9 protein-coding genes and 1 pseudogene are annotated in these 11,692 nt (G+C 33.0%); 3 read left to right on the forward strand and 7 right to left on the reverse strand.

Annotation, left to right across the window (positions count from 1 at the left end):
- Positions 1–52 precede the first annotated feature (52 nt).
- The 3 genes and pseudogenes from GKZ86_RS15170 to GKZ86_RS15180 form a co-directional block, all read left to right on the forward strand.
- The gene (locus GKZ86_RS15170) at positions 53–1,027 is read left to right on the forward strand and encodes a succinylglutamate desuccinylase/aspartoacylase family protein (RefSeq protein WP_154783926.1); all 975 of its coding nucleotides are present in this window, start codon (positions 53–55) and stop codon (positions 1,025–1,027) included.
- Complete coding sequence (locus GKZ86_RS15175) at positions 1,020–1,583, forward strand: 5-formyltetrahydrofolate cyclo-ligase (RefSeq protein ID WP_154783927.1); 564 nt, start codon at positions 1,020–1,022, stop codon at positions 1,581–1,583. Before GKZ86_RS15170 ends, GKZ86_RS15175 begins: the two co-directional genes overlap by 8 nt.
- Before the next feature lie 361 nt (positions 1,584–1,944).
- A pseudogene (locus GKZ86_RS15180) lies at positions 1,945–3,303 on the forward strand (von Willebrand factor type A domain-containing protein); the annotation flags it as partial.
- Between the two features lie 79 nt (positions 3,304–3,382).
- Here the strand turns inward: GKZ86_RS15180 and GKZ86_RS15185 are convergent.
- The 7 genes from GKZ86_RS15185 to GKZ86_RS15215 form a co-directional block, all read right to left on the reverse strand.
- Positions 3,383–4,129, reverse strand: a complete 747-nt coding sequence (locus GKZ86_RS15185) for a tetratricopeptide repeat protein (RefSeq protein ID WP_154783929.1) — start codon at positions 4,127–4,129, stop codon at positions 3,383–3,385.
- Positions 4,130–4,139: 10 nt separating this feature from the next.
- On the reverse strand, positions 4,140–5,894 hold the full coding sequence (locus GKZ86_RS15190) for a BatD family protein (RefSeq protein ID WP_154783930.1): 1,755 nt from the start codon (positions 5,892–5,894) through the stop codon (positions 4,140–4,142).
- A gap of 133 nt (positions 5,895–6,027) precedes the next feature.
- On the reverse strand, positions 6,028–6,804 hold the full coding sequence (locus GKZ86_RS15195) for a tetratricopeptide repeat protein (RefSeq protein WP_154783931.1): 777 nt from the start codon (positions 6,802–6,804) through the stop codon (positions 6,028–6,030).
- 44 nt (positions 6,805–6,848) lie between these two features.
- Positions 6,849–7,883 carry a VWA domain-containing protein gene (locus tag GKZ86_RS15200; protein ID WP_154783932.1) on the reverse strand — a complete coding sequence of 345 codons (1,035 nt, stop codon included), beginning with the start codon at positions 7,881–7,883 and terminating at the stop codon, positions 6,849–6,851.
- Between the two features lie 72 nt (positions 7,884–7,955).
- On the reverse strand, positions 7,956–8,957 hold the full coding sequence (locus GKZ86_RS15205) for a VWA domain-containing protein (RefSeq protein ID WP_154783933.1): 1,002 nt from the start codon (positions 8,955–8,957) through the stop codon (positions 7,956–7,958).
- Positions 8,957–10,591, reverse strand: coding sequence for a hypothetical protein (locus GKZ86_RS15210; RefSeq protein WP_154783934.1), 1,635 nt, complete (start codon positions 10,589–10,591; stop codon positions 8,957–8,959). Before GKZ86_RS15210 ends, GKZ86_RS15205 begins: the two co-directional genes overlap by 1 nt.
- Positions 10,592–10,752: 161 nt before the next feature.
- On the reverse strand, positions 10,753–11,616 hold the full coding sequence (locus GKZ86_RS15215) for a DUF58 domain-containing protein (RefSeq protein ID WP_154783935.1): 864 nt from the start codon (positions 11,614–11,616) through the stop codon (positions 10,753–10,755).
- Positions 11,617–11,692 lie beyond the last annotated feature (76 nt).

The raw sequence follows: 11,692 nt of genomic DNA on the forward strand, positions 1-11,692 counted from the left end.
AAATTTACGAAATCAAAAGAATAATTTCTATATTTAGATTTTATAATTCTATATGAAAAATAACAAACCCATGATTATTTTTGGCGAATCGATTTTGCCAGGAGAAAATAGAACAATAAACGTTGAAATTGCCCGATTACACACTACAACAAAACTTAATATTCCGGTTATTGTGCGTCGTTCTAAGCTTGATGGACCTGTTGTTTTATTTTCGGCAGGAATTCACGGAGATGAAATAAACGGAATTGAGATTGTACGTCAGATCATTAGCAAAAAAATAAATCGTCCGGTTCGCGGAACCATTATTTGTATCCCGATTATCAATATTTATGGCTTTGTAAATAAATCCCGGGAGTTTCCTGATGGCCGCGATTTAAATCGGGTTTTTCCGGGAAGTAAAAAAGGTTCTTTGGCAAGTCGTTTTGCTTTTCATATTGTTGCCGAAATTTTACCGATTTTAGATTACGCAGTCGATTTTCACGCTGGTGGAGCAAGCCGTTTTAATGCGCCACAAATTCGGATTACTCAAAATAATCCCGAATTGAAACTTTTAGCAGATGTTTTTAATGCGCCATTTACATTATATTCTAAAAACATTAACGGTTCTTTCAGGAATACATCTGAAAAAGCAAATGTAAAAATGTTACTTTTTGAAGGTGGAAAATCATTAGATATAAATAATGAAATTGCCAACGAAGCTGTAATGGGAGTGAAGCGTTTGCTGCATTATTTAAATATGCTTGACCCAAAACAAATCGTTGAAGAAGCAGAAGATCCATCAATTTATATCAAAAACTCCGTTTGGCTGCGCGCTAAATGTTCCGGTTTATTACACGATTATAATATGATTAGCCGTTTTGTAACCAAAGGAACTATTTTGGCTATTATTACAGACCCGTTTGGTAAGTTCGAGCAAAAAGTAAAAGCGCCTCACGACGGATTTGTCATCAACGCCAATCATTCTCCAATTGTTTACGAAGGCGATGCCATTTATCATATGTCTAAAAATAATCCCGAAGATGAATAAGAAAGAATTACGATTGCATTATAAAAATCTTCGCAAAGAACTTTCATTAGATGCTGTCGAAGAAAAGAGTTTGGCCATAGCCAATAATGTAATCGAATTGCCTGTTTGGGATAAAACGTATTATCATGTTTTTCTTCCGATAGAAGAACAAAAAGAAGTGAATACAGAATATGTTTTGCATTTGCTTTCGGGAAAAGATAAAGAAATTGTAATCTCAAAAAGTGATTTTGAAACCCGAAAAATGTCACACTTTTTATTGACAGATAATACAAAAATCAAAAAAAACGAATACAATATTCCGGAACCAGTAAACGGTTTGCCAGTTCCGTCAGAAACTATAGATGTCGTTTTTATTCCACTTTTAGCATTTGATGATTTTGGAAATCGAGTAGGATACGGAAAAGGTTTTTATGATAAATTTTTATCAGAATGTAAACCTGAAACTATCAAAATTGGACTTTCTTTTTTTGAATCAGAAAATAAAATCGATGATATCTTCGAATTGGATATAAAATTAGATTATTGTGTTACACCCAATAAAATCTACACGTTTTGATTTTTTACCATATAAGTGATATAAGAAAAATTAAGTTCTTAACCAATACAAGCTTATAATATCTTATATCACTTATATGGTGAAATCTATGCGGCAAAAAAATAAAAATTTCTTGGCATCAAATTTGGATTGACGAAAATCGCAGATAATATCAACTAGTACATCCGGAATGCTAGCCGTTATTTGAAAAACATTTCACTAATCCTTAAATTTATTTTAAATGAAAAATAAACATTTTTATTTGATGGCATTCCTGGTTCTTATTTTAGTTGGTTGTAAAAAAATGGATTACGCTGCCGAATCAGAAGATATGACGGTTGTTGCCACCACCGATGAAATTCCCGAAGAAAACATTTCAGAACCTAATACTGAAAGCTACGCCGGACTTGAAGAAAATCCTTTTGAGTCTCCAAAAAAATCACCACTTTCTACTTTTTCTATAGATGTTGATAATGCATCTTATACCAATATCAGACGTTTTATAAACGAAGGTCAAAAAGTACCTAAAGATGCCGTTCGTGTAGAGGAAATGATGAACTTCTTTAAATATAATTATCCGCAACCAGAAGGACAACATCCATTTTCTATCAATACAGAATTAAGCGATAGTCCGTGGAATAAAAATTCTCAATTACTAAAAATTGGTTTACAGGGAAAAAATATTCCAATGACTAATTTGCCAAATTCAAATCTTGTTTTCTTAATTGATGTTTCAGGATCGATGGATGAAGCCAACAAATTGCCATTACTTAAAGAATCCATGAAAATTTTGGTAAAAGAACTTCGTCCTCAAGATAAAGTTTCGATTGTGGTTTACGCAGGTTCGGCCGGAGTTGTATTAGAGCCAACTTCGGGAGATCAAAAAGACGAGATTTTAGACGCATTTGATAATTTAAGCGCGGGTGGAAGCACAGCTGGTGGCGAAGGAATTGAATTGGCTTATAAATTAGCAGAACAAAATTTTATAAAAGAAGGAAATAATAGAGTTATTATCGCAACCGATGGTGATTTTAATGTTGGTGCTTCAACAGATGCCGATATGGAAAAACTGATTGAAGAAAAAAGAAAATCGGGTGTGTTTTTAACTGTTCTTGGTTATGGAATGGGAAATGGTAATTACGCTTATATCGATAATATTCAGGAAGCCAATCGCTTTTTAGGAAAGGAATTTAAAGGTTCTATGTTTGCGATTGCTAAAGATGTAAAAATTCAAATTGAGTTTAATCCCAAACATGTTCAGGCTTACCGATTAATTGGGTATGAGAACCGCAGGCTTAAAGATGAAGATTTTAAAAATGATGCGGTTGATGCCGGAGAACTAGGAAGCGGACATACTGTTACGGCTTTGTACGAAATTATTCCGACTGGTGTTGAAAGTGATTATGTTTCTTCAGATTTAAAATACACGAAAGTAAAAACAGATGAAACAAATTATAGCGATGAATTGGCAACTATTAAATTTAGATACAAAAAACCGGATGGAGATAGAAGCATTGAAATGGTTAATGTAATTGCTAATAACAAAATAGCTTTAGAGCAAAGTTCTTCTGATTTTAAATTTACAAGTGCTGTTGCCTGGTTTGGATTAAAATTAAGAGATTCGAAGTTTATATCGAATAGTTCCGGTTCTGATATAAAAAGGCTTGCAAAATCAGGATTATCAAATGATGATGAAGGTTACAGAGCTGAATTTATTAGATTGGTTGATGCTGTGAATTAGAGAAAACACAAAATTGAAAATCCCAAACTCCAATTATATCTTGGAATTTGGGATTTTTTTATTTGATATTTTTAAAACTTTATTTTACTTCTTTAATTGTTGCTCCATCAATCCAACCTTCAGTTCCGTCAGTTAATTCGATTTTTTTCCAGTTTGCTAAAGTTTCAGTAACATAAACTTTTGCGCCTTCATGCAGTAAGAAAATTGCTGAACCTGCTTTTTGAGGTTCGCTTCGAACTTCGCTTATTTCTGAAAAAACAATTGCCGGACGATCATTATCGTAATGATCTTTCTCTGATATTCCGGCTGCAATACTTAAAGACAATGCAACCAAAAGAACAAACATTCCGATGAAATAAATTCTTTTTGAAAGTGTAAGCTGAGAAAAATAATAACCAATAAAACTCAGTAAAAAGACAAAAGCGATTGCAACAGAAATTTTTGCCCAGGTATTATAATTAAAAATACCGGTAAAACTCTGAATTAGTTTTGCAAAACCAACTTTAGGAACTTCTTTAATTTCATCAATCGTTAGTTTTTTGGCAAATTTTAAGTTGTTTAAAGTCTCTGTATCATGTGGTTTTAAAACCAAAGCTTTCTCATAATTATAGATAGAAGGTGCGACTTTATTAAGCTTATAATAACAATTAGCTAAATTAAAATACAACTCAGCCGATTGTTGTTTGTCTTCTTTAATAACACTTTCGTATTCTTCAATGGCTTGCTGGTATTGCGCCTTTTGATACAAAGCATTCCCTTTTTCAAAGCCGCTTTGGGCAAAGAAAACCTGAGAGATTAATAAAAAAAGATATAATATATTTTTCATTTTATTTTCTTTAAACGATTTGCTTTTCTAATTCTGAAATAATCAAAACAGCTTTATCATAATCTTGCTGAATCGAAGCACTCGATGCCGGAGCATAACGCGCAAATTCGCAGTTTTCTGTCAAACTAATAAAACTTTGCACAGATTCAGGATTTGCATTTCTCGAAAGCAATAATTCTCTAATATTATCTTTGCTCATTTCTGAAGTTTCAATATGTAATTTGGCTTTCAGGAAATTATGCATTGCTTTTTCTAGCGCAATATAAAATGGCTCTTTGTTGTTAAGCTGTTTCTTGGCTTCAGATAAATATTTCTTCGCCAGTTTGTTGTTCATTTTAATTCGGTTACCCGTGACATCGCTGTCAATTGCTTCTTTTTTCTTCTTAGCCAAAATAATAATTGGCAGAATTATGAAAGGTAAAAACAGCAAACCGTAATACAAATTCGAACCATAAAAATCGTTTTTAGCGATTGAAGCCAAAGTCGTTTTTGATTTTATATATTTAAATTGTTCTGTTTTTGCAATTACATTTTTAGATGCATTTGCTGTGGTATTAGCTTCCGCCTGCATTGGTCCGTCTAGAACATCAACCATAATTTCAGGAGAAGTTATCGTTTTATAACTGCCTGAAGTTAAATCAAAATAAGAAAACTGCATTGGTTTAATAGCATATTTTCCTTTGTATTGCGGGATAATAGTGTACTTATCTGTAATTTTTCCGGACATTCCTCCAGATAGTGAAGTTGTTACTTTTTCATCATGAACAGGATCGTACATCTCTAAAGCATTTGGCACAACCGGTTTAGGCAAAGTAAACAATTTCATGTTTCCTGAACCTGTTGCACTTACTATTAAATCGAGACTTTCGCCATTTTTTAAAGTAGTTTTTGATGGTGTAACCGTAAAATTAAATTTACCTACGGCACCGCTAAAACCTTCTGGTTTGTTACTTTCAGGAAGTGGTCTTACATTAATAGTTTTAGCCCCGGCCGAAACAATTTTGTTGTCATCTGCAACAATCATCTGGCCAAACATATCACGGCGATTTGTTGGCAATTGTACGCCAATATCTAACGAAAGAGGTTCAATAGTTAATCGTCCTGATTTTTGAGGATATAAGATCGTCTTTTTCAGCACAACATAATAACATCTTTGTCCTTGGTAAGTTCCTTGTTCGATAGCCAATTGTTTGATGTCGATGTTCTGGTTCCAGAAATCATTATATTTTGGTTTCGCCAATTCCTTAAAACCGGTAACACCAATATTGTAGAAATATAATTTGTAAACAACCGTAATCGGTTCGTTTAGATATGGATTTGTTTTAGAAATCTCTGCAACAAGATTGATCATTTCGCTTCCGGAACCTTGTTGTGGTCTCTCATTCGGATCTCTTTCTTCGGCCACTGCATTTGTAACTGTAATTTTTATTGGAGCTGTTTTATAAACCTGACCATTAAATTCTATGGTAGCTTGTTTAATTGTTACGGTTCCTTTTTGTGCAGGTTGTAAAATATAAGAATATATTTTTTGAAAAGAGCTTCTTCCGTTTATCCACGACTGACTTACTTGTTGACTTGGTCCGGCAACAACTCTAAAGCCTTCAAAATTGGGCTGATCAAAATTATCTCCATCAACATTCATGATAAAGTCAATACGAAGTCTTTCGTTTAGTCCGAGCGTGTTTTTGCTTACTTTGGCTTCAAATTGAACCTGAGCCATAAGTCCTTGAAAAGTGAATAGTAATAAAATTAAATATCTTTTCATTTAATTGTTTATCAGTTTTTGTTTAACTGTTGATTTGTTAATTTGTTTAATCGTTTTTTTTACAGTTTTATTGCTTATTCATTTTATTGTCATCAAATTAACAATTGATCGAATAAACGATTAACTCAAAATCCTACCAGTCTTTTTCTGTTTTTCTAGGATTTCCTTTTACTTTTTGAGCGTTAACTTTATCTTGGATTTTCTTTTCTTCGTTGTTTACGGCATCTAATAAATTCTGAACACGATCTTTTGAAATTCCGCCGGGCTGTGGTTTTGGTTCTCCTTTATTATCAGATTTGTCATCTTTTTTAGGATCATTTTTACCGTCTTTCTTATCCTTGTCTTTATCGCCTTTGTCGTCTTTTTTATCTTTATCCTTGTCCTTATCTTTATTTTTGTCCTTATCCTTGTCTTTATCTTTGTTTTTATCCTTGTCTTTGTCCTTATCCTTATTCTTGTCTTTGTTTTTATCGTTTTTCGGAGGATTCTCTTTTAGTTTTTGTTTCGCATAAGCATAATTGTAACGCGTTTCATCATCTGTAGGATCATTACGTAAAGCTTGTTTGTAAGCTTCAACCGCTTGCGTATAATCTTTCTCTTTCATAAAAACATTTCCTAAATTATGATATGCTTTATGTTTGTCCGGTTTCGATTTTGCGTTTTTTATCGCTTTTGCATAAGCCAGCTTCGCTTCAGAAACTTGATTTTGTCTGTAAATCGTATTTCCTAAGTTATAAGAAGCAACTCCGCGTTTTGCAAATTTAGATTCCGAAATTCTATAATTAGCCTCGGCATCAACAAATTTATTCTGCTTATATTCTTCATTACCTTCAGGCAATGTTTTGTCTTTCTCCTGAGCCGAAACCGCCAGAGAAACCGTTAGTAAAATATAAAGAAGTAAATTTTTCATTCTAATTTTTTTATTTTTTTGTTCCGAATCTTTATAGGAAACAATTATTTCTTTTCGTTAAATAAATTCAACTCCTTAATCCAGTTTGTTTTTCTTTCTAATAAGAAAATGTCAATAAACAACAATAAGAAAGCAAAGCCAATAAACCATTGAAACTGTGATTGAAAATCGGCCATTTGCGTAGCTTCAAATTCTGTTTTCTGAATGTTGTTTAATGCGTTTTTTATGTATTCTAAAACCTCTTTCGTGTTTCCACCATATACATAACCGCCTTTAGTCGCTTTTGCAATCGTTTTTAACCCTTCCTGATTTAGTTTCGTAATAACAGTTTGTCCGTTTTGATCTTTTTGATAGCTTTTTACAACTCCATTTTCTTTTAATGGAATAGTACCGCCTTTTTCAGTTCCGATACCAATCGTGATGATTTTCATTCCAATTTTATTGGCTTCTTCTGCCGCAACAGAAGCTCCTTCAGAATGATCTTCTCCATCAGAAATCAAAATCAATAATTTGCTTGTTTTACTTTTTTCATCAAAATAAGTCGATGATAATCTAATCGCTTCATCCAGAGAAGTTCCTTGCGATGAAACCATATCCGGACTCATACTTTGCAGGAACATTTTGGCAACGCTATAATCTGTAGTAATTGGCAAAACCGGGAAAGCACTTCCGGCGTACGCTACAATTCCAATTCTGTCACTTCCTAAATTATTAATGATTTGCGAAACCAATTGTTTACTTTTTTCTAAACGACTTGGTGCCACATCTTCGGCAAGCATACTTTTAGAAACGTCGACAGCAAAAACAATATCAATACCTTCGCGTTTTACCGTTTCCATTTTAGTTCCAATCTTCGGGTTTACTAATCCGATAATCAGAAAAGTAAGCGCTAAAAGAATGATGATTAATTTTAATACAGGCTTAAAAACAGAACGTTCAGGGCTCAGTTTTTTCACCATTTCCAAATCACCAAATTCGCGCTGTTTTTTTCTTTTCCAATACATATTAAAAAGAAAAATACACACCACAATTGGGAGTAAGAATAAAAGGTATAAATATTTTTTTTCGTCTAATTCCATTTTTAATTTTAGTTTTCAGATTTCAGAGACAGTTTTCAGTTGCTTACTGATTACTGAGACTGAGACTGAAATTTATATAAAGCTTCTATAAACTGTATTTCGTAAACCAACTTCTAACAATAATAAAAAGGCTGCCAGTAAAACAAGTCCTCTATATTTTTCGTCGTAATCGTAGAATTTTAATTCCTGGATTTCAGTAGTTTCTAATTTATTAATCGAGTTATATATTTCGGCTAATTTGTCATTGCTTGTAGCTCTAAAATACGTTCCATTAGTTTTACGTGCAATACTTTTCATTAATTGCTCATCAATTTCAACTTTTTGCATTTTAAATAAAAACCCGCCATTTGGTGCATAAGCGTATGGAGATTCTGCCATTCCGTTAGTTCCAAGGCCAATCGTGTATACTTTTATCCCATATTGTTTTGCAATATCAGCCGCTGTTTCAGGTTCAATAAAACCGGCATTATTCACACCATCCGTCATCAAAATAATTACTCGGCTTTTTGCTTTACTATCTTTAAGACGGTTAACGGCAGTTGCCAATCCCATTCCAATTCCTGTTCCGTCTTGCAAAGCAGTATCGTATTTGATTTCTTTAATAGCTTCCAGAATAATCGCTTTATCACTTGTAACCGGAGTTTTTGTATAAGCTTCTGATGCATAAAGTACCAAACCAACTCTGTCGTTTGGTCTTTCGTCAACAAAATCTGCTGCAACTCTTTTTAAAGCTTCCATACGGTTTGGCTTTAAATCTTTTGCCAGCATACTTCCTGAAACGTCAATTGCGATTACAATATCAATTCCTTTAGTAGTTTTAGTCTGATTGCTGATATCAACTGTTCTTGGTCTTGCCAAAGCAACAATTAATGCACTCAAAGCAATAATCCTGAAAACATACAAGCAAGGTTTTAGTCTTGTCAATAACGATTCGCTATTTTTAAAACCCTGAGTTGAACTCATTTTTAAAGTAGCCGATTGTTGGTTACGTTTCCAGAAAAACCAGGCAATTGCTACTGGAATTAACAGAAACAGCCAAAAGAATTCCGGATTTAAAAAAGTTATCTTTCCCATTAGTTAGCAGCTTTTCTAAGTTCAACAGAATTTAAAATTCGTTCAGAAATTTCATTGGCATACGTATCACCTTCTTCGTGTAAAATCATAATTTGTTGTAATCCCTGATCTTGTTTAAAAAGCAAAATTTCATAATAAGCTTTTGCACTTGTTTTAGTCTCAGGATTTAAAATAGTCATTGTTCCGTAACCTTTTAATCCCTGAACACCTTGATTCGTTTGAAAATCCTCTTGTTTTACAATAATATTCTGACCGCCTTGAGATTCAATTATTTTTAAATTTCCTTCTAAAGTTTTTGCCAGATCAAGATCAACAGGATTTTTAAATTTACTGGTCGAAACCGTAATATAAAAATTGTCAATCATACTTCCGTATGCAAAAAGCTGCATTTCCTTAATCAAAGCCATAGCCTCTTTCGGAAGTACTTTTTGAGTATCCATTCGTTTTAAAACTTTTGGAGTTTCTATTAGAACTCCTGGATTTCCGTATTCACTTTTTACCCATTCTCCCTCTAATAATTCTTTAGTCGGATGTCCAATTACATTGTCTTTTACGTATTTGAAACCTTTTGTCACAATGAAAAAAGTAGTTGTTGCAGCAAGTAAAAAAACAACAGTTCCTACTGCAATCGCAATACGTTTGTTGCGTTTTTTCTGTAATTGAACCTTGATTTGCTTTTGTCTTTGCGCTTCATTCAATAACTGATCTTCTTCTTCCTCAGGAACTTCTGTCGGAATTGCGTTATCAAGCGTTAAAATTACTCTCTGAATTTTATTTCTGTCTTCTGTAATTTCAAAATCCAACGGTTTAGATTTAGCGAATTTCACTAAATCTGCCTGACGTAAAACACGCTCTAAATTCTCAACCGTTTCAGGCGTAAGCGTCATTTTTTTCTTAGTAGAAGCAGTTCTGATTGCCTGAATTAATTCAGAAGTTGTACTTTCCATTGCTGGAATATGAATCGCTTCTTCGATGTAATTACGGGCAATATCAGTTAGTTCACTGTAGTATTCTTTAATTTCACCTTTCTGAACAAGTTCTTTTTGCTCTAAGTTGTTTAGTAAGCTTGTAGCTTTCTCAATAGGCGTTTTATAAACTTCTTCTTCGATTTTTTTCTGCTGGCGTTTTTTAACAAACCAATACACAAAAACACCAATTCCGATGATGACAATTACAATCAAAACATAAATCCACCAATCGCCAATACCGTTGTCTACAGCTGTAATGTCTTTAATGTCATACATTTTTTGCTGTAATGTATCGACTTTTATGTTTGCAACTTCTACTCGGATAGAATCGCTTAAAAAAGGTTTTTTATCAATCAAAATCTTAATACTCGGAATCGTGAATTTTCCTGTATCAAATTGAGTTAAACCATATTTTTTGATCAATTCGTAAGTATCATTTTTCTTAACCGTATCAATTGGATACGATTGAATTACTTCTAAAGGACCAATGTTTTTTAGTTTAGGAAAAACAACTTTCGATTTTGAACTCACAACCGTTTTAAGCGTTAACTTAAACTCGGCTCCAATTTTATTTTTTGTAGTATCAATGCTTGTCTCCACCTGTTTTTGCTGAGCAAAAATAGCTGAGGAAAGTAAAAATAAAAATATGTAAAACTTTAATTTCATTTGATTTTTTGATTTCAGATTTTAGTCTAAAACGAAGCTTAAAAATGGCACGCGGATGACGCGGATTTAAGCAGATTTTTATTTGTAATTCTTAAATGCAGAAAAATTATTTATCAATTTCAAAAAATCTAAAATCTAAAATCTGCACTCTAAAATTATATTTACCTTGATTTGAAATAACCTAACAACTTGGTTACATAATTTTCGTCGACTCTTGTATTAACAACGCCTGCACCGGATTTACTGAAAATATCCTTGAAATAGTTAACTCTTTCCTGATAATGTTTTTCGTAATTCATTCTCACGGTTTTTGAGCCGGTATCTACCAATTGCGTTTTACCGGTTTCGGCGTCAAGCATACTTACCATTCCTAAATTCGGGATTTTTTCTTCGCGAATATCATACACACGAACGCCTGTTATATCATGTTTTTTAGAAGCAATTTTTAATGTTTGCTCATAATTTTCAGACATGAAATCAGAAATCACAAAAACAATAGCTTTCTTTTTCTGTGTTCCTGAAAGAAATTTTAAAGCAGCTCCAACATCTGTTTTGTGGCTTTTTGGTTCAAATTCGATTAATTCACGAATGATTCTCAAAACATGTGAACGGCCTTTTTTAGGTGGAATATACAATTCGACATTATCAGAAAATAATATTAAACCAATTTTGTCATTATTTTGTGTAGCCGAAAAAGCCATCGTTGCCGCAATTTCGGTTACGATGTCTTTTTTGAATTGACTCTTCGAACCAAAACCTTCAGAACCCGAAATATCCACCATTAACATCATGGTTAATTCGCGTTCTTCTTCAAAAACTTTTACGTGGGCTTCATTATAACGTGCGGTTACATTCCAATCGATGTTACGAATATCATCGCCATATTGGTATTGACGCACCTCGCTAAAAGTCATCCCACGCCCTTTAAATGAAGAATGGTATTCACCGGAAAAGATATGATTACTCAGTCTTTTGGTTTTGATTTCTATTTTCCGTACTTTTTTTAAAAGCTCTTTTGTATCCATTTTATTTGTTTAAAGTTTAAAAGTTTCAAGTTTCAAGTTTGCTTTACAACAACCTGAAACTTGAAACATTAAACAA

The organism is Flavobacterium sp. LC2016-13 (assembly GCF_009707955.1).
Lineage (GTDB): Bacteria > Bacteroidota > Bacteroidia > Flavobacteriales > Flavobacteriaceae > Flavobacterium.

What these genes read in the sequence shown, in the direction of transcription:
- GKZ86_RS15170 (WP_154783926.1), top strand. Translation starts at nt 53, where the DNA reads ATGAAAAATAACAAACCCATGATTATTTTTGGCGAATCGATTTTGCCA.
- GKZ86_RS15175 (WP_154783927.1), top strand. Translation starts at nt 1,020, where the DNA reads ATGAATAAGAAAGAATTACGATTGCATTATAAAAATCTTCGCAAAGAA.
- GKZ86_RS15185 (WP_154783929.1), bottom strand. Translation starts at nt 4,129, where the DNA reads ATGAAAAATATATTATATCTTTTTTTATTAATCTCTCAGGTTTTCTTT.
- GKZ86_RS15190 (WP_154783930.1), bottom strand. Translation starts at nt 5,894, where the DNA reads ATGAAAAGATATTTAATTTTATTACTATTCACTTTTCAAGGACTTATG.
- GKZ86_RS15195 (WP_154783931.1), bottom strand. Translation starts at nt 6,804, where the DNA reads ATGAAAAATTTACTTCTTTATATTTTACTAACGGTTTCTCTGGCGGTT.
- GKZ86_RS15200 (WP_154783932.1), bottom strand. Translation starts at nt 7,883, where the DNA reads ATGGAATTAGACGAAAAAAAATATTTATACCTTTTATTCTTACTCCCA.
- GKZ86_RS15205 (WP_154783933.1), bottom strand. Translation starts at nt 8,957, where the DNA reads ATGGGAAAGATAACTTTTTTAAATCCGGAATTCTTTTGGCTGTTTCTG.
- GKZ86_RS15210 (WP_154783934.1), bottom strand. Translation starts at nt 10,591, where the DNA reads ATGAAATTAAAGTTTTACATATTTTTATTTTTACTTTCCTCAGCTATT.
- GKZ86_RS15215 (WP_154783935.1), bottom strand. Translation starts at nt 11,616, where the DNA reads ATGGATACAAAAGAGCTTTTAAAAAAAGTACGGAAAATAGAAATCAAA.